Source organism: Microbacterium sp. 2FI (genome assembly GCF_005502885.1).
Taxonomy (GTDB): Bacteria; Actinomycetota; Actinomycetes; order Actinomycetales; family Microbacteriaceae; genus Microbacterium.
Genome location: NZ_SCMR01000015.1, coordinates 76,794 through 95,237 on the forward strand (window position 1 = coordinate 76,794; position 18,444 = coordinate 95,237).

Here is an 18,444-nt window from a genome sequence, read left to right on the forward strand (position 1 = left end):
CTCTATTGGTGCTGGCCTACCAGCCCTCGAGGCCCAGTTGCTGGGCCTGCTTCTTGACATCCTCGTCGTACTGCGCTGCGCCCTCCTCAGCGGGAGTGATTCCCGAGCCGACTGCGACGGTGATCTGCTCGAGCGCAGGTCCCTTGATCGGGGACAGGAACTCGAGCGCGAGTCCGGTCTTGCCCTCGTCGAAGAACGGCTGCATGTCGGACACGAGCGCGGGAACGTCATCGGGCAGCGTGCAGCCCTCAACGACGAACGGACCGGTCGGGGCGATTTCTTCGCTCAGGATGTCGCATGCCTCGGGAGTCGTCAGGAAGTCCAGGAACTTCTTGGCTGCCTCGAGCTTGGCACCCTCGGTGGTCTTCGGGATGTAGGTCGCGCTCGGCATCCACACAGTGAGCCCGTTGGCGTCGCTCTCACGGGACGGGATCGGGAAGGTGCCGACGACGTCGACCGCATCCGGGTAGTTCGCGGCGATCGCTGACGCGGCGAAAGTGAGCATCGGGTAGTGGGCGCCTTCGCCGGTCGAAATCATGCGAATTCCGTCGTCATAGGTCGCGGAGGCGTAGTCCACGTTGAGGTAGCCGGCGTCGAAGACGGCCTGCAGGTTCTGGAATCCTGCGAGCGCGGGCTCGTCGACGTACTTGGCTTCATTCGCGGTGTACTTCTCCGCCCAGTCGGGATCCACCGAAGACACGTTGAAGAAGTCGCCGAGCACGAACAGTTGCGAGGACCAGGTGTCGGCGTAGGTCTGGATGACCGGTGCAGCAAGCCCCGACTCTAGGATCGCGGCGTTGTTCGCCATGAAGTCGTCCCACGTGGTCGGAACCTCGAGACTGAGTTCCTCGTAGATGTCCTTGTTGTACAGCATCACGCCGCCCATGGACTGGCCGCCGGGCGCACCGTAGAGGCCGTTGTCCGTGGTGACCGTCTGAGTGAAGTTCTCATCGAGCTTGCCGACCCATGACTCGTCTGCGAGGTTCACAAGCGTCTCGTCAGGGTTCAGAGCCTGCAGCAGCGATCCGGTGTTGTAGAAGAACAGGTCGTTCATCTCGCCAGTCGAGAGTTTGGTCTTGATCAGGTTGTCACCGTCGGCGCCGGGCGGCCGGGTGTCGATCTCGATCGTGATGTCGGGGTTGCTCTCTTCGAACGCGGCGATCAGGGCCTCGTTCGTGGCAACGGTCTGCTCTCCGTTGTCTACGAGGTACGACAGCGTGACGCTGCCGTCCGAGTTCTCTTCGCCGCCGCCGGCGGAACAGCCGGCGAGGGAGAGCGCGAGCACGGATGCACCGGTGATCGACATCATCACCGCGCGCCGGGATCGATTGGCAAGCATTCTTACCTCCATGTAAGTGCGCAACTTCTTTGTTGTCGTTGCAGCGTGATTGCGGGTGCTCGACTCAGGGCGACCGAAGTTGTCCGGAGTCGTTTGTAGCGGGCTACATCCCAAAGTGTAGACCGATCTACTAGACTTTGTAAACCGTTCCACTCGGAACGAGCGATTTCGCACCCCCAGGTGCATCACTCAGCGAGGAGTTGGCGTCGTGCGCGCTGAAGGCGATCCCCATACCCCCGTACCCGCTCGTGGGCTCGATCCCAGCTGGACTGCTCAGGAGGACCGGCCCGACGCCCGAGCTATGTCGCAGGACGGTCTTGAGAACGCGACTCCAGAGTCGCGGAGTTGGGCCTGGATCTATCGCCGCTCCGACTTCGAGAAGGCGCTGTTGGCGCGGCTCGTCGCACAGGGGTTCGCGGCGAATCGCTACGTGCACTACGCCGACAACTTCGGGCGACCGGCGGCCACGGTTCAGTTCCGGAGCATCGAACGCAGACCTGCCACGGTATTGCGAATGCGGGTGGGCGGCCCCACGCGCGTTTTCGTCGATGGCTTTCTGATCCCGATGGGTGACGCTTCCGCGGACGGAACGTGCACCGTCGCGCTTCCGGCATCCATGGAGATCCTGATCGAATCAAGCACCGCGGGCGACGACGCACCGCCCGCCTTTGCGCTCGCGAAAGCCGAGGCTCTCGCGCACGCGCCCTGGGAAGCGCGCCGACTACCCGACGGCGCATGGGAGGCCACGCAAGTCCGCGACGGGCACCACCCACCCCACGACAGTCCGCCCCCACGCTCGGTGCTGCGCCCTCGGCTGACGGACGGTCTGTATGCGTTGGATGCGCCGGTTCTCGGGCGCGTTGAAGTCACATCGCCCCGTCGTCCGTCGATTTCGACGGGCGAGTCCGCTGCGGAGGCGCAGTCCGATCCGGAGCACGCGGAGACCAGGCACACTATGGAGCGGATCGGCCCGAATCGATGGCGATCCACGCACGACCTCGGCTTCCGATTTCTTCGGGTCGAGGGCGAGGATGCCTCCGATGTGTCGGTCTCTGCCATGGCCCCATCTATCCCAAACCACGGTGCCTTTCTTTGCTCGGACGACATCCTGAACGAAATCTGGTCTGTCAGTGCCGACACGCTCAAGCTCTGTATGCAGGGACTCATGGTCGACGGAATCAAGCGCGATCGGATGCCATGGGCGGGTGATCAGTCTCTGAGCACCCTGGCGAATGCCTTCGCGTTCGGTCACGCGGCGATCGCGCGTGACAGCATCGTTGCGCTCGGCGAACCCACACACGGATATGTCAACGGGATCTCCGACTACTCCCTATGGTGGTTGATCAACAGCGAGCTGTACGTCCGCTACTTCGGTGACGAGGCGCACCTGCAACGCGAGAACGACAGCATCCATGCATTCATGGAGTCGTTGCTCACGCACGTCGACGAAGACGGTCTGTTCCATCCCGCCGACCAGGAGGACGGTTTCGTCGACGCCTCCTCAGGTTCGGTATTTGTCGACTGGGGCATCAGTGTTCAGCCCAGTCGCGTCTTCGTACCGCTTCAGCAGCTATGGCTCTGGGCACTCGAAAGCGCGATAAGCCTCTTGGGTAGATCCGGCCATCCTGGGACCGCGAACTTGTGTAACCTCGCGGGCACTGTTCGATCAACCCTGTGGCGTCGCGGCTGGCATGAGGCCAGTAGCGGATGGCGCGAATATCTTGATGGCCCTGTGAGCACGCTCCCACACGCCCACGCGCTGGGAGTGTTGTCTGGCGCCACACCGCCAGAGCACCACGACGCGGCAGCGGCCCACCTCGCCCCTCATCGCAGGGCCGGCACACCCTTCATGACATCGTTCATGCTCCGCGCCTTGGCGGTGACGGGGAAAGAAGCCGCAGCCGTCGAGCGGCTTCGACTGCTTTGGGGAGACATGTTGATGGCGGGCGCACGAACATTCTGGGAGGAGTTTCGGGAGCAGGGGGACCCACTCGGCATGTACGGCCGCCCATTCGGCAAGAGCTTGTGCCATGCGTGGAGTTCCGGTCCCGCCGCGATGCTTCCCGAGTTCATCCTCGGTCTCCGCCCGACTGAGGACGGCTGGCGGGAGTTTACGCTGAGCCCGACTCTCGGTGATCTGTCCTGGGCTGCCGCCGTTATCCCAACCCCTCAGGGTGCGATCTTCGCGTGCGCGACGCCATCAGCAATCGTCCTTGAGGTTCCTGCCGGCTCCCGAGCAAAGGTCGGCGGCTCGATGTTCGCAGGACCTCAACGCATACGAATACCGACTGCAGAGGTGACCCATCCACGCGAGGCCGACCCGGTCTTAGGTCAGCATGACTAGAGCGAAGCGGGCGGGCGCGTCGAGTCCCGCATGACAAGCGTCGGCACGAAGACCTCGTGCGCAGCGACGTCACGGCCAGCGAGCCGTTCAAGCAGCATCGTCACTGCGCGCGCCCCCATCAGCTCGCCGGGCTGACTGACAGTCGTCAGAGATATCAGCGGGTGACTGGCGATCGGCACATCGTCGTACCCGGCGATCGAAACATCGACCCCACGTTCGGATATGGCACGCATTGCACCGAGAGCGAGCGCGTCGTGGCCCGCGAATATCGCTGTCGGCGGCCCGAGCTCGCCAAGCAGCTTCTGCGTGGTCAGATATGCCTCGTGCTCCCCCTCGCCCGAGCGCCGGACCTGGATGTTGTCGGCCAGCCCGGCGCGGTTCATCGCATCCAGATAGGTCTGTAGACGGATCCCATGTGGCGTGTTGTCCTCCGGCACTGTGGCGAGCTCATCACGGGACAAATGCCAGATGCGTCGGTGGCCCAAGCCCAGGAGATGGTCCATAACCGCTGATGCGCCGGCAACATCGTCATCCGCAACGGTGTCATAGCGATCGGACGTATCGTGCCGACCGAACATCACGATTGGGGTGCTTCGAGCGATTCGCTCGAGGCTGCTTCGGCTCACGAGTGGGGAGATGGCGATGATGCCGTCAACTTGGCGATCCAAGAGCGAGTCGATTGCGCGCGAGCCGGCGGAAGGTCCGCTCTCGGCCGGCGCGATCATGAGTTGGTAGCGCGAGTCTTCGAGCGCGGCGCTCGCACCGGTGAGCACCTTCGTGAAGAACTGATTGCCGTAGTCCGATAGCTCGATCCCGAGCGTGTAGGTTCGCCCGCGCATCGCGCGGGCGGCCGTCCGCGGCCGATAGTCGAGTTCAGCGATCGCCGCATTCACACGGTCGCGCATTGATTCACTGACACCGTAAGCCTCACGGAGGACCTTCGAGACCGCGGCGCGCGACACTCCCGCCACCCGGGCGACGTCGTCGATTGTCGCGTTCCCTGCCGCCGACTCGGCTCCCATTGCGCCCTCACACCACTTCTCCCGCGCCTCTCTGGCGAGGCTACGCGGTACTACTCGGACTGAGCGTCCGCAGGTCGAAATGTACGACCATTGGCCCGTTCCCATCGTAGATCGGTCCACAGGCATCGTAGTCGCCGCCGGCCGCTTTTCACGATCGCACCGTGGAGCTTCACCGCCGTGAGCAACCGCTGCGTGAGGCTCTTGGGGTGCTGTGGCCTCGCCTTTGCGCGAGGCCACAGCACCGACACCCGACTGCAGGTCGCTACTTGAGCTTGCTGAAGTCGACCTCGATCTCCTCGGTGAGCGGGAGATCACGCGACGATGAGCCGACCGAAACGGTGTACTCGCCGCCGATCACTTTCCACGCGTCCGCGTCCACATCCCAGATCCCGAAGGGCTGGTTGCTGGCCATCGAATCGAGGACGATCTCGACCTTGGCCTTGGCGCCCGGTGCGAGCTCGATGCGGTCAAACCCCACCAACCTCTTGCCCGGCTCGGCTGCCGTATCCGGCAAGGCCAGATACACCTGCGGAACCTCGGTGCCAGCACGCGAGCCGGCGTTCTCGACGAAGAACGACACCTTCGAGACCACCTGGCCGGTCTTCTTGTCCAGCTTGGTCCTAACCTTGAGCTTGGAGTAGTCGAATGTCGTGTACGAGAGTCCGTGGCCGAACTCGAACAGCGGCTCGATGCCTTGCTCGTCGTACCACTTGTAGCCCACCTGCAGACCCTCGGTGTAGTTCACCTGACGGATCTCGCTTGAACCGGAAGGCCGCGTCGTCGACCCATTAGAGAAGATGCCGGGATACCTTGACGGATCGGACCCGGTCGGAGTGTCAGCCAGAGCCTTGGGCAAGGTCATCGGCAGCTTTCCCGACGGGTTCACGTCACCGAACAGAATCCCAGCCAACGCGGGACCCATCTGCTCACCCGGATACCACGAATGCAGCACTGCCTCGACATCGTCGATCCACGGCATCTCCACCGCACTTCCGGCCTGCAGAATGACGACCGTGTTCGGGTTCACCGCCGCGACCGCCGCGATCAGCGCATCGCCATTGCCATCCAGACTCAGACTCGTCGGATCCGCAAACTCACCCATCCTCTTGTATCCGAATACGATGGCCGTATCGGCAGCAGCAGCAGCAGCAGCAGCAGTCGCCACGTCGGCACCTGCATCGAACGTCACTGTCGAACCCAAGCCCGCTCGATCCGCAATCGCTACGTCGGGCGCAATCAACGCCTCACAGAGCAGCGTGTTGCCCGGGAATCTGTTGAACATGCTGCACACCGAGGTAGCGCTGATACCGCCGGTCGGCGTTGCCGACGCGGTCGGTCCGATGAGTGCGATGTCGTCAGCGCTGGCTGATGCCAGCGGGAGGGCTCCGTCATTCTTCAACAGCACCGTTCCTTGCTCAGCGAGCTGGCGGGCGATCGCCTTGTGCTCCGGTGTCGACGACTGCGGGTTGGGTGTCGTGGGCATTGGCGTGTCGAACAAGCCCTCGCGAATATATGACCGAACGATTCGGAACGCAGCAGTCTCCACGTCGGCGAGGGTGATCTCTCCTGCCTCGATCGCATCGTCTATCAGTTGAGGCGTGAAGTACGTCGGATCATTCAGCTCCTGATCAAGCCCAGATGCGATCGCCGGGCCCGTCGAGTGCACAGCTCGGAAGTCACTCATCGTGTAGCCCTCCCAACCCATGGAGTCACGAAGAGTCTCATCCAGGATCATCTCGTTCTCGCACCCGTATACGCCGTTGATCTGGTTATACGAACACATGATGCTTTCGGCACCGCCGTCCGCAAGGGCGATCTCGTAGGGGAGAGCGTAGACCTGACGGAACGTGCGCTCATCGATGTTGGATGAGCTTGTGTTGCGGTCGAGTTCCTGCTCGTTGGCGACGTAGTGCTTGACATTAGCGACAACCGCAATGTCGTCACGATCAACTTCATATCCTTGGCTTGCCGCGGCACCAAGAACCCCCGACAGGAGCGGATCTTCGCCGAAGTACTCAGAGTTCCGGCCTGAGAGCGGGGTCCGACCACTGGCAATGCCCGGACCAAGAATGACGTTGTGACCGGTCTGGAAGGTCTCAATCGCCTGCGCGACACTCTTGTCGTAAACCAGGTCCGGATTGAAAGTGGCCGCCAGCGCGATGGGCGCCGGGAACGAAGTCGTGCCTGGCTCGCGCCTGACTCCGTCAGCTCCGTCCGTGTGGAACACCAACGGGGTGCACTCGAGCTGAGCCGGATAGGTCGCGTTAGGGAAGACCGTCTGCTGCGACCGTTCGACGGCCGCCACATTGAGCCATCGGTACATCTGGTACTGGCTACTGGCATCCAGCAACGCGTGCGCTCGGTCGTCGGCGGACTTCGTGGTGTCCATCCACGGAACCGACGAGCAATCGACTGCGACCGCCGGGGAGGCGGACAGTGAAAGCGCGCTGGTTGCCAACAGCGCGCCGACGACCGCCATCGAAAGCGCCGGACGGCCCGATCGAACACTAGGCCGCGATCGACCTGATCTCAGTTTGAACGTCATCGTTTGAGTCCCTCTTCCTTGAAGGTGAATAGATCGATCTACATTAAGTAGACCGCTCTACACTTTCGCGATGGAAGTCTGATGTCAACCCGTCCACCTCCATTTCTCCGTCATTATCGACTGGGGAGTGGATGAGATCCGACAAGCTCTGGGGATCGATGCTCGAGTCGGGCCCGGGAAACCTTCTGGGAGGAAGCACGGCCGACAGCAGCTCATACAAGATGTACGGCCGGCAGTTCGGTCGCAGCCTCGCCCATGCATGGTCCGCAGGCCCGGCAGTAATCCTTCCCGAGACGATCCTCGGTGTTCGGCAGCTCGCTGATGGATGCACAGAATTCGCGATGCAGCCCGCGCTCGCCGACCTCGAGTGGGCTGCGTTTGTAGTTCGCACACCAGCAGGCGACATCTTCATCTCCGTCGATCAGCACGGGACTGCTGCTGGTGGCTTGATCCCACCAGCACCTACGCGGACCTCGGCAGCTACCGGCAAGTCAGTGGGTGGCGAGCGCACGCCCGCCACCCACTGTCTTGATTCGAGTTGTTGGCTACTTAGTCTTCACCTTGAACTCGTCCTCGAGGGGAAGGTCGCGAGAGGACGAGCCGACCGAGACGGTGTAGTCGCCGTCGACGATCGTCCATGCGTCCGCGTCGACGTCCCAGATGCCGAACGGCTGGTTGCTCGCGTTCGAGTCGATGACGATCTCGACCGTCGTCTTCTCGCCGGCGGCGAGTTCGATCCGGTCGAAGCCGACCAGGCGCTTGCCCGGCTCATCGGCGGCGTCGGGCAGCGTCAGGTACACCTGCGGGATCTCGGCGCCGTCACGGTCGCCCGTGTTCTCGACGTCGAACGTCACGGTCGAAACCGCTTCGCCACCCTTGGCCTTCGTCTTCACCTTCAGTTTCGAGTACTCGAACTCGGTGTACGACAGACCGTGGCCGAACTCGAACAGCGGCTCGATGCCCTGCTCGTCGTACCACTTGTAGCCGACCTCGAGGCCCTCGGTGTAGTTGACCTGACGGATCTCGCTCGTTCCGGCAGGACGCGTGGTCGAGCCGTCGGAGAAGGTACCGGGGTAGCGTGCCGTGTCCGATCCGGTCGGGGTGTCGGCGAGCGCCTTCGGGAACGTCATCGGGAGCTTGCCCGACGGGTTCACGTCGCCGAAGAGGATACCCGCGAGCGCCGGACCCATCTGCTCACCGGGGTACCACGAGTGAAGAACAGCCTTCACGTCGTCGACCCACGGCATCTCCACCGCGCTGCCCGCCTGCAAGATCACCACGGTGTTCGGGTTCGCCGCGGCAACCGCCGCGATCAGCGCATCCCCGTTGCCATCCAGACGCAGGTTGGCAGGATCGGCGAACTCACCCATCCGCTTGTAACCGAACACCACCGCGACATCCGCCTCCGCAGCCGCAGCCGCAGCCACAGCCACATCCGCGCCCGCGTCGAAGCTGACCACCGAACCACCCGGCGCCGCACGCTCAGTGATCGCCGTGTCGGGCGCCACGATCGCTTCGCAGATCGAGGTCGTGTTGTTGCGGTTGGTCATGCTGCACACGTTGACGGCACTGATGCCGGCCGTCGGCGTCTTCGAAGCGGTCGGACCGAACAGCGCGATGTCACTCGTTCCCTCCGCCAGCGGAAGGATGCCCTCGTTCTTCAGCAGCACCGTGCCCTGCTCCGCAAGTTCCCGCGCGATCGCCTTGTGCTCCGGCGTCGACGACTGCGGGTTCGAGACTGCAGGCAGCGGGTTGTCGAACAGCCCGCCCCGGATGTACGAGCGCACCACTCGGAAAGCAGCGGCATCGATGTCCGACTGTGCGATCTCACCAGCGGCGAGCGCAGCATCGAGGCGTGCCGGCGTGTACCAGATCGGGCGGTTCAGTTCCTGATCCATGCCGCCCTTGAGGGAGGCCGCGGTCGAGTGCACAGATCCGAAGTCGCTCATGACGTAGCCGTCGAACCCGATCGAGTCCTTCAGCACCTCGTTGAGCACATAGGGGTTCTCGCACGCGTAGATCCCGTTGACCTGGTTGTACGAGCACATGGCGCTCTCGGACTGACCGTCCTTCTGCGCGATCTCATACGGCAGCGCGTAGACCTGACGGAACGTCCGCTCGTCGATGTTCGACGAACTCGTCTGACGGTCGAGCTCCTGCTCGTTGGCGACGTAGTGCTTCATGTTTGAGAGCACGGCGATGTCTTCGTCGTTGTCCTCGAACCCGTGGATCGTAGCGGCGCCGAGCTTTCCGGAGAGCAGCGGGTCCTCTCCGAAGTACTCGGAGTTGCGTCCCGACAACGGAGTACGACCACTCGCGATACCCGGCCCGAGGATGACGTTCTTTCGAGTCTCGAACGTCTCCACGGCCTGCGCGACGCTCTTGTCGTATACGAGGTCCGGGTTGAACGTCGCCGCCATGGCGATAGGGGCGGGGAACGAAGTGGTGCCGAGCGTGCGGCGAACCGCGTCCGCGCCGTCGGTATAGATCACGAGCGGCGTGCACTCGAGCTGAGCCGGGTATACCACACCTCCGTTCCAGGTTGTCTGCGTGGGGTTGTTCGCCGGCTGCTCGACGAGCCAGCGGTACTTCTGGTGCTGGGAGCTGGCGTCGAGCAAAGCATTCGCCCGTTCCTCCGCCGACTCCGCGGTATCCATCCAGGGCGCCGTGGAGCAGTCGACGGCGGCGGCAGGAGTCGCGAAAGCGACGATCCCGCCCCCACCGACGAGCGCCGCAGCGACTGCTACCGCCGCCACCCGGCGGCCCGCGACAGAGCGTGACTGTCCATGGGTCGATCTCTTCAACATCATCGTCATTTCCCTCTTCACCGAAGGTCGGTCATAGACCGTTCTACATTTAGTAGACCGGTCTACGGTTTCTGATCCTGCCGTGGATGTCAAGGGGGCATCGTCGTTATAACATCACGACGGCGCGGCAGTACGGGGGCCCTGTCGATCTGGTCCTGGCTTCTACAGACACCATGAATCGGCGCCGCACTATTTCTGCTGATCGACTAAGCAGTCAGAACTCTCCCAGCACCTGTTCCAGCCGCATCACCATCTCCGTTACGCGCGCATCATCCACGGTGTACCTCACCCGCTGCCCGCGCACCGCAACATCCCTTGGCGGGTCGGCGATGATAAGCCCGACCTCCATGAGCTTCTCGAGCCCGTTCGCGACGGTCATCTTGGGGATCTCGAGCGCCTCGCCGATCTCGGCTCGCGTGAGGCCAGGGTTCTTCCGCAGGTGGCCAATGATGGTCGCCTGCATGATGTTCCCGAAAGCCTTGATGGGGTCCTCCGCGTAGTCGCTGTTCGCGGGGCGGGTGTATCGAGGCACCTGCCCAGTTTCGCGCACTCGATGGCCGGCGTCCAGATGACCGATCCAGAAAGTGCTTCACAATTCGAGTGTAGTGTTATACGCTTCCCTCATGTCAACGACAGCGGCGAAAACCAGCGCGACGAACCTCGCGCGAACGCCCTTGTCCCCCAAAGAGCCGACATGCTTTTTCTCCCGGTCTGCAGTATTGTCGCGCTCGGATGTGTCAGCGGTGGCCTTGGCGACACAGCCCTGGATAGGCGTGTCTCGTCCGTCAGAACCAGAAAGCAATCCTTTTATACGCCCGCGATTCGTGCATAGGATGCCCCCACGGCGTCTGTCGCGCGAGCCGTACCCCCCGTGCATCAGCGTCGTCCTGGAGATTCAGGAGGACTGATGATGACCGCGTCTCGAACCGGGAGTCGGCGAGGAATCGCATGGGCGATCGCCGGCGGCGTCGTACTTGCGGCCGGAATCGTCGCAATCGTACTGACTGTGATTTTGACGCAGCCGGCACCAACGCCCTCCGGCACCCCGACCTCGACCCCGACGCCAACCGCAGAGCCGACCACCGATCCAGCAGACGCCATGGTCGACGCAACCGTCGTCGACAAGGGCTGGGTCCCCGAGCCGATCACCACCGACCCCGACGTCTACATCCGCGAGGCGCTGGCCGCAGCATCCACTTTCGATACCCAGAAGAGCAGCCGCGACGAGTGGCTCATCTACCTCGACACGTGGTTCACACCCGACACGCGTTACACCTCCGAAGAGGATCGCGAAGACGACATGCGGGCATCGCAGCTCGAGCTGCGCCAGGCCGTTGTGCTGCCCGAGCCCGAGTGGGACTCGCTGGCGAACGAGGACGGGCGGGTCGAGGCGTCCGTCCCCGGCGAGATCGCCTACGACGAGGTGCCGGATGACGAATCCGGCGACATGCTGATCGGCACCGCCGACGTCGTGCTCACCTTCACGCGCTCCGACGTCAGCGGCAACGAGGCCTCGTACGACGAGCAGGTGCGCGTGAGCGTCCAGGTGCTGTGCGGCGAAGGGTCGGTCCCGACGCCGAACAGCGATCAGCAGCCGGGTGACTGCAAAGTCGTCCGCTACTTCTCAGGGACGCTGGAGCCCTGACATGGGAGCGCCGGTCGCTGCAGCCACAGCCCTCGCCAGCACGAGGACCGGGCGCAGGATCCTGATCGGAGCACTGTTCATCGCCGGCCTCGCGACGGCATTCTTCCTCACCCCACTCATCGCCATCCCCTTCGCCGTCGCCGGTCAGGCCGTGGTCGCAGAGACAACCACGAAGGCCCCGGCGGTCAACGGCGATTGGGGCTATCCGCTCGCCGGCGCGTACTCGAAGGGCCGCGGCTTCGGGTACAACCCGGTCGTCGGCTGCACCTACTGCTCGACCAACCACAAGGGCTACGACATGGCCCAGGGATGCGGCACCACGATCCACGCTGCCGGCCCGGGCCGCGTCATCACGGCGGGCCAGTTCCACGGGTGGGGCAACACCGTCCGCATCGACCACGGCGACGGACTCGTCACCCTCTACGGCCACATGCAGTGGGACTCGATCCGGGTGAGCGTCGGCGACGACATCACCGCCGGCACTCCCCTGGGCGCCGAAGGCAACACCGGCCGTTCGTTCGGCTGTCACCTGCACTTCGAGGTGCTCCGCGACGGCACCTCCATCGATCCACAACCGTTCATGGCCGCACTCGGCCTTCCGCTCACGTGACAACCGGCCCAACGAAGGAGCAGATCATGCGAATCAGAACCACGCTGTCGACGGATGTCGACGTGCCCGACATCGAGCCTGACTTCTCCGCCCCGTTCTTCCAGGGCTTCCAGGTCGTGGCGTCGTACATCCTGGCCGGCGCGATGCTCGTCGTGCTGATCATGCTCATAATCGCCGGCGCGGCGCTTGCGTTCCGCGGCCTCGCGTCAGATCGGGTGCGCACATGGGCGGGCGAGAACATCCTCTGGATCTTCATCGCCGCGGCTGTCCTCGGCGCGGCATCCGGTCTCTTCCAGTGGTTCGTGAACTTCGACTTCGGATTCTGATGCGCACGCTGCGTTCATTGCTCGTCGGGGCCGTCATCGGCCTCGGTCTCGCCGTGAGCGCGCTCGCGCCGGCCCACGCAGCGTCGCCCGCCCACGAAACCCGCGTCGTGACCGCAGTCTCATCCCCGGTCACCGGCGAACCGTGGTCGGCGCCGGCGTTCCCCGTCGACTGCTTCCATGCCGCGGGCCAGGTCACGTGCACTCCGGAGAGCACCGCAGACATCAAGCCGCAGCAGTGCTTCATCAACGTCTACTTCGACGGGTCGAAGGCGACGATCTGCACGACCTACGAGGGCCATGTGTCGGCGATCAAGACCAGCGGCGGCAAGCCCCTGCTCGTCGAGTACGGCTGCTCCATCGGAGACGTCGTATGTGTCACGTTCGAGAACGCCGGCCGCGGCATGGCGCTCTCGACGACGGCGATGATGTTCACCGTCGCCGAGAACATGCGCTTCGACACGTCCTCGGTGCTGTGGACCGCGGCCACCGGCGAGTGGTCGTTCTGGCAGTGGGCCGTGCTCACCGTGCTGTTCGGCGCCATGGTGTGGGCCATCGCGGCGGCTGCGATCTCGGGCGATCGCGCCGAGCTCGTCGGCGCACTCATCCGCAGTTTCATCGCCTTCCCCGCCACCGCGATCACGCTGTGGGCAACCGGCCACCTGCTCAACGCGATCGATGACCTCACCTGGTACATCCTGAATCGAGACGGCGCGACCGGGCTCTTCTCGACACTGCAGTCGGTCATGTGGGCAGGCGGCCAGGCGAACTACTTCTTCGCCTTCGTGATCCACGGCCTCTTGATGGTCGGGATGCTGCTCCTCATGCTCGTGTTCGCCTTCCGCAACATCGTGCTGGCGGCCCTGATCGCGGTAGGCCCGGTGGCATGGATGCTGTACCCCGTCCGAGCAGTCGGGCCCCAGTGGATCGTCCGCTACGTGTCAGCAGTAGCCGTGCTCTTGCTCACGGGCCCGCTCACGATCGGGTTCGTCACGCTCATCATCAACGGCCTCGCGAACGTCCGCACGATCTGGAACCCGCAGTCCTGGCCGCTTCTCATCGGGCTGGTGCTCGTCGCGTTTGCACCGTTCGCGGTGTTCGGACTGTTCAGCTTCGTCGGGGCGGTCGCCGCCGACTCAGTCGGCTCACGCGTCGGCTCGGGCGCTGGCCATGCCGCATCGAGCGCCGCGCGCTCCGCAGCACGTGTCCCCAGCCGCATCAGCGCAACGCCCGCCGGCATGAAGCCCGACGCCTCTCGTCCCGGCCAAGCCAGCGGCCCCACCGGCGGCTCGTCGTCGAGCGGACCGCCGCGCGGTCCGTCCGGCCCCGCTGGCTCGCCCGGCCCGTCGAGCAAGAACCCCTCGCCGCCGCCCAGCGCACCCGTCAACTCGCAATCCCAGAACACCACCGCGGGGAGCCCTCCTCCGCCGCGCAGGGAGAGGACCGCATGATGACCACACAAGATCTGTCCCGCCCGGTCCGACTACCCCGCCGCTCTCGGCAGGGAATCGCGATGGGGATGGACGGCTGGCAGCTCACCTGCATCGCGATCGCGGCGGTCATCGTGCTGATCTCGGTCAACCGCTTCGGGCCGCCCGGCCTTCTTTACGGCGCACCGCTCTACCTGCCGATCGGCGTCTTCGCCTTCATCACCATCCACGGCGAGTCCGCACCGCGACAGTCCGGCCTGTGGGTGATGAAGCAGGTGCGTCACGCCAGTGACGCGACGAAGCACGTGTACCGGCCGGAGCGCGTCCAACTGGCGGGAACCCTGAACCTCCCCGGCATCCGCGCATCCATCCAGCTCTGGGATGTCGACGACGTCGCGTGCGTCTACAACCCGCACGATCGCGCGGTATCGGTCACAGCCGAAGTCGAGGTCGACGGGTTCCTCATGAAGGACATCCTCGAGCGGCACGACCTCGCACAGCAGTGGGCGCCGGTGCTGGCATCCTTCACCCAACGACCCGGGATCAAGCGCGCCGTTCTGCAGGAGCGCACCATTCCGACGACCATCCGCGCCGCGCGCGACCACTACGAGTCGACGGCGCGCAAGCGGGAGGTCGACACCACCGCAGCGGTCAACCAGAACTACGAGCGAGTCATGGATCGCTCCGAGCCATTCGCCGTCTCGCACCGCAACTACTTGACCTTCACGCTCGATCTCATCGCTCTCGGTCCGCAGCTGAAGTCGCTCGGCGGTGGCGAGGATGCCGTGAAGACACTCGCGTACCTCGAGGCCAAGAACCTCGCCGACGCACTCCGAGCCTCGCGCATCACCGTCCGCCGCTGGCTATCGCCGCGCGATGTCGCGGCGCTCACCCGGGTCGGATTCGACCCCGAGTTCGCTGCCAACGTGCAGAACCGCGCGGACGATCAGCGCGGCGTCGATCCCGTCGCGATCGGGCCGATGTATCTCGAGGAACCCCGCGGCAAGAACGGCGTCGTCTACACCGACTCCGGTGTTCACACCACGATGTGGATCCACGAGTGGCCGCGGTCCGACACCGCGGTCGGGTTCGTCGAGCCGGTCGTCTTCGCACGGACGCCGTCGGGTGAGGCCATCACCCACATCTTCTCCGTCGTACTCACGCCCGTCTCGGTGAAGAAGGCGATGAAGCGGATCGAAGAGGACAAGAAAGTCTGGCGCGGCAATGAGTCACTCCGCGCCAAGCGCGGCGTCGACGGCTCTGCAGCGGATGCCGCGGACTGGGATGCCCTCGAGCGTCAAGAGGAAGAGATCGTCGCCGGCCACGGCGAGTTCCGCTACGGCGCGTACCTGACGGTCACCGCTCGCGATGATGAAGCTCTCGACGAGGCGATAGCGGGCATGCGCAACGCACTCGCGCGAGCGGGCATGGAGCCGCAGATCCTCTACTGCCAGCAGGCCGAAGCCCTCATGGTCAACGCACTCCCGATCGGCGTGGGGATGAAGTGATGACACGGCACATCGCAACCTTCGAGCCCGGAGATCTCAGCAAGCGGGAGCGCCGAGCCTTCAGGCGCGACCTCAACCGAGCGGCTCGCGAGGACAAGCCGGCGCCCGCCCGCCGTCGTGACCGGGCGCTGCCCGATGCCGCCGTTCCCGGGCCTTTCGGCCCCGGGATCACCCAGGGCGGCTACTGGAACCTGGCACGGCCCGCGATCCCCGCACATCAGGCGACCTCGCGGCAGATCGCCGGCATCTACCCCTTCGTCGCCGATGCCGGCCTCGGCCATCTCGGGCCCATCCTCGGCGTCGATCTCAACGCCGACGCGCTCTGGCACTTCTCCCCGTGGGAGACCTACCTCGACAAGAGCGACCGCCGCACGTTCTCGACCAACCTGCTCGTCCTCGGCGCGTACCGCGCGGGCAAGAGCGGCACCATCAAGTCGCTGGTCACCCGCTCGATCGCGTTCGGGCACCAAGCTGTGGTTCCGTCCGACCCGAAGGGCGAGTGGGTCACCGTCGCGGAGGCCATGCCCGGCGGCGTCGTGATCCGGATCGGCGGCGGCAGCGCCGCGCGTCTGAACCCCCTCGATCGCGGTCCGCGCCGCGCGAAAGTCGACGATGAGCAGGACGTCATGATGGTGCGCCAACGCCGCATCACGACACTCATCTCGCTCGTCGAGATGGCACTCGGCAGCACGCGCCTCACGGCGGTCGAGCACGCCGCCATCCACGAAGCGCTCGAGCGCTGCATCCGATCGACGGGCGACCGGCCGACCCTGCGGGGTGTCTACGAGCACCTCGGCACGATCGTCGAAGACGCCGGCACCGACTTCCGACTGTCCGACGGCGCGGTTCAGCCGCGCTTCGTGCTGCGCCGGTTCGTCGACGGAGACCTGTCGGGACTCTTCGAGGACGAGTCGACCGTGGCCTTCGATGCGGATGCTTCGATCGTCGTCGTCGACACCTCGGAGCTCTTCGCTCGCAGCGAGCTCGTCGCCCAGCTCACGCAGGTGTGCACGACCGCATGGATCCAGGCCGTCGTCTCCGACCGGTCGTCAAAGCGCACGCGCTACCTCATCCGTGAAGAGGGCTGGCGCGATATGACCTCGCTCGCCTCGCTCCAGATGTTCCAGCAGTGGCTCAAGCTCTCGCGTCACTACGGCATCAGCAACATCGTGATCCTGCACAAGCTCGGCGATCTCGACGCGGTCGGTGAGGCCGATTCGAAGGAGCGCAACCTCGCCTACTCGATCGTCGGAGACATCGAGAACAAGTTCATCTTCCGTGCCAATCACCAAGAGGCGGCGAGTCTGCGCGAGCGGCTCAACATCCCCGCGACCCACGTCGAAGACGCCCGCCGACTGCGCATGGGCGTGTTCCTCGCGTACGTCGGCCAGCACTCCTACGTCGTCGACTGCTTCGCCACCTCGACCGAGTGGGAGTACGAGCTCTTCAAGACCGACGAAGCCATGACGCCCGACGAAGACGACGGGATGCTGCGACTGCCCGACGCCGATGAGCTCAACCGGTTCTGGCCAGACGACTCCCCCATCGACACCAGCCTCGACGGCTGGCTGTCGCCGACCTGGAAGGAGACCCCGCAATGAGTCTCGACACCACACCCCGCGCGTATGCCAACGTCACAGGTCCGACCGCCACGTTCCGAACCCCGGAGGGAGCCGTCGAACCACTCGCCGCAACACCCACCGACGACATCCGACAGGTGATCCTGCACCGGGCGGCCGCTGAGGCGCAGCGCACCGGCATCCCCGTCGAACTTGTCACGAAGGGCGACCGCGGCGAACACCATCTGCTCGTCGCCGCCGACGGGTCGATCGCGTCGGCCCCCGCGACCGAGCCGCCCTCCGCCGACAACCCGCAGACGTTCGAGAGCCCATCGCAACAGCGAGAGGAGGTGAATACCGAAGCTCCGGGGCACGAACCTCTTCGCAGTCGCCGCGCCCCGGAGCCTCCCTCACGTCCTTCGTTCATCGGGACCGACTCTTCGGTCGCGCCGACGACGGGGTGGCCGGCGCTGTTCGCACGCCTCGGATTCGGGCCGTCACCGCTCGAGCTCGCGCGTCGCGACAATGAGCGCATCGTCTCGCAGCAGTGGGCGGGATGCCGCACCATTGCCGTCGCGAACGGCAAAGGCGGCGTGGGCAAGACGATGACCACTGCAATGCTCGCGGCGGTGTTCGCCCGGTACGGCGGAGGGAACGTGCTCGCGTGGGACAACAACGACACCCGCGGAACGCTCGGATGGCGCACCGAGACGGGTCGATACGACACGACGATCAAGGATCTCCTGCCCGCAGCCCCCAACCTACTGACGCCCGGCGCGGGCGTCTCCGACATCGCGCGGTTCGTGCACCACCAGTCCGCGGATCGGTATGACGTGCTGCGCTCGAATCCTGAGCTGCTCGCCGCTCACCAGCGGATCGCGACAGCCGAGTTCGATCTGCTGATGCAGGTCGCCGCGCGCTACTACCGGCTGGTGGTGTTCGACTCGGGCAACGACGAGTCGGCCGAGCGCTGGTTGCGGATGGTCGACTCCTCCTACCAGCTCGTCGTCCCCACGCTCGCCGCCCCCGAGTCCGCCGAGTCGGCCGCACTCCTGCTCGACGCCCTCCGCGAGCGCGATGAGCGATCTCGGTTCCTCGCCGAGAACGCCGTGGTTGTCGTCACCGAGGCAGAGCCCAACGCGCGCGGTGCGGATCGCATCGCCTCGGGGTTCGACGGGCATGTCCGCACCGTCGCACGCATCCCATTCGATCCCGCACTCAAGTCGGGGGCGCTGCGCCTCGATGACCTCCGCCCGCGAACGCGAGACGCCTGGATTCGCGTCGCTGCGGCGGCGGCACGAGGGCTCTGAGA

Annotated in this window: 14 protein-coding genes; 8 read left to right on the top strand and 6 right to left on the bottom strand. The window is 64.9% G+C overall.

Annotated features, from left to right (window positions below; translation table 11 throughout):
- Positions 1-16: 16 nt before the first annotated feature.
- On the bottom strand, positions 17-1,339 hold the full coding sequence (locus FFS15_RS12790) for an extracellular solute-binding protein (protein WP_137845422.1): 1,323 nt from the start codon (positions 1,337-1,339) through the stop codon (positions 17-19).
- A gap of 208 nt (positions 1,340-1,547) precedes the next feature.
- Between FFS15_RS12790 and FFS15_RS12795 the strand changes: the two genes are divergently transcribed.
- The gene (locus tag FFS15_RS12795; protein WP_137845423.1) at positions 1,548-3,683 is read left to right on the top strand and encodes an alpha-L-rhamnosidase C-terminal domain-containing protein; all 2,136 of its coding nucleotides are present in this window, start codon (positions 1,548-1,550) and stop codon (positions 3,681-3,683) included.
- Here the strand turns inward: FFS15_RS12795 and FFS15_RS12800 are convergent.
- From FFS15_RS12800 to FFS15_RS12820, 5 genes are all read right to left on the bottom strand, one after another.
- The gene (locus FFS15_RS12800) at positions 3,680-4,705 is read right to left on the bottom strand and encodes a LacI family DNA-binding transcriptional regulator (RefSeq protein WP_137845424.1); all 1,026 of its coding nucleotides are present in this window, start codon (positions 4,703-4,705) and stop codon (positions 3,680-3,682) included. The genes FFS15_RS12795 and FFS15_RS12800 overlap by 4 nt on opposite strands.
- Positions 4,706-4,967: 262 nt before the next feature.
- Positions 4,968-7,184, bottom strand: coding sequence for a glycoside hydrolase family 3 C-terminal domain-containing protein (locus FFS15_RS12805; protein WP_137845425.1), 2,217 nt, complete (start codon positions 7,182-7,184; stop codon positions 4,968-4,970).
- A gap of 278 nt (positions 7,185-7,462) precedes the next feature.
- The gene (locus FFS15_RS12810) at positions 7,463-7,678 is read right to left on the bottom strand and encodes a hypothetical protein (RefSeq protein ID WP_137845426.1); all 216 of its coding nucleotides are present in this window, start codon (positions 7,676-7,678) and stop codon (positions 7,463-7,465) included.
- 117 nt (positions 7,679-7,795) lie between these two features.
- Positions 7,796-10,060, bottom strand: coding sequence for a glycoside hydrolase family 3 C-terminal domain-containing protein (locus FFS15_RS12815; RefSeq protein ID WP_212743161.1), 2,265 nt, complete (start codon positions 10,058-10,060; stop codon positions 7,796-7,798).
- 211 nt (positions 10,061-10,271) lie between these two features.
- On the bottom strand, positions 10,272-10,589 hold the full coding sequence (locus tag FFS15_RS12820; protein ID WP_137845428.1) for a MarR family transcriptional regulator: 318 nt from the start codon (positions 10,587-10,589) through the stop codon (positions 10,272-10,274).
- A gap of 567 nt (positions 10,590-11,156) precedes the next feature.
- On the opposite strand from FFS15_RS12820, the gene FFS15_RS12825 reads away from it, so the two are divergent.
- The 7 genes from FFS15_RS12825 to FFS15_RS12855 are packed head-to-tail and all read left to right on the top strand — an operon-like array spanning position 11,157 to position 18,442.
- The gene (locus FFS15_RS12825; protein WP_137845429.1) at positions 11,157-11,702 is read left to right on the top strand and encodes a hypothetical protein; all 546 of its coding nucleotides are present in this window, start codon (positions 11,157-11,159) and stop codon (positions 11,700-11,702) included.
- 1 nt (position 11,703) lies between these two features.
- Positions 11,704-12,312, top strand: coding sequence for a M23 family metallopeptidase (locus tag FFS15_RS12830; protein ID WP_137845430.1), 609 nt, complete (start codon positions 11,704-11,706; stop codon positions 12,310-12,312).
- 26 nt (positions 12,313-12,338) lie between these two features.
- The gene (locus tag FFS15_RS12835) at positions 12,339-12,638 is read left to right on the top strand and encodes a hypothetical protein (RefSeq protein WP_137845431.1); all 300 of its coding nucleotides are present in this window, start codon (positions 12,339-12,341) and stop codon (positions 12,636-12,638) included.
- Positions 12,638-14,086 (top strand): hypothetical protein, encoded by a 1,449-nt coding sequence (locus tag FFS15_RS12840; protein WP_137845432.1) that lies wholly within the window; start codon positions 12,638-12,640, stop codon positions 14,084-14,086. The genes FFS15_RS12835 and FFS15_RS12840 overlap by 1 nt, the downstream gene beginning before the upstream one ends.
- Positions 14,086-15,573: an SCO6880 family protein gene (locus FFS15_RS12845; RefSeq protein ID WP_137845433.1), complete on the top strand. Its 1,488-nt coding sequence runs from the start codon at positions 14,086-14,088 to the stop codon at positions 15,571-15,573. Before FFS15_RS12840 ends, FFS15_RS12845 begins: the two co-directional genes overlap by 1 nt.
- Complete coding sequence (locus tag FFS15_RS12850; RefSeq protein ID WP_137845434.1) at positions 15,573-17,174, top strand: hypothetical protein; 1,602 nt, start codon at positions 15,573-15,575, stop codon at positions 17,172-17,174. The genes FFS15_RS12845 and FFS15_RS12850 overlap by 1 nt, the downstream gene beginning before the upstream one ends.
- Complete coding sequence (locus tag FFS15_RS12855) at positions 17,171-18,442, top strand: ParA family protein (protein WP_137845435.1); 1,272 nt, start codon at positions 17,171-17,173, stop codon at positions 18,440-18,442. The genes FFS15_RS12850 and FFS15_RS12855 overlap by 4 nt, the downstream gene beginning before the upstream one ends.
- Positions 18,443-18,444: the final 2 nt, after the last annotated feature.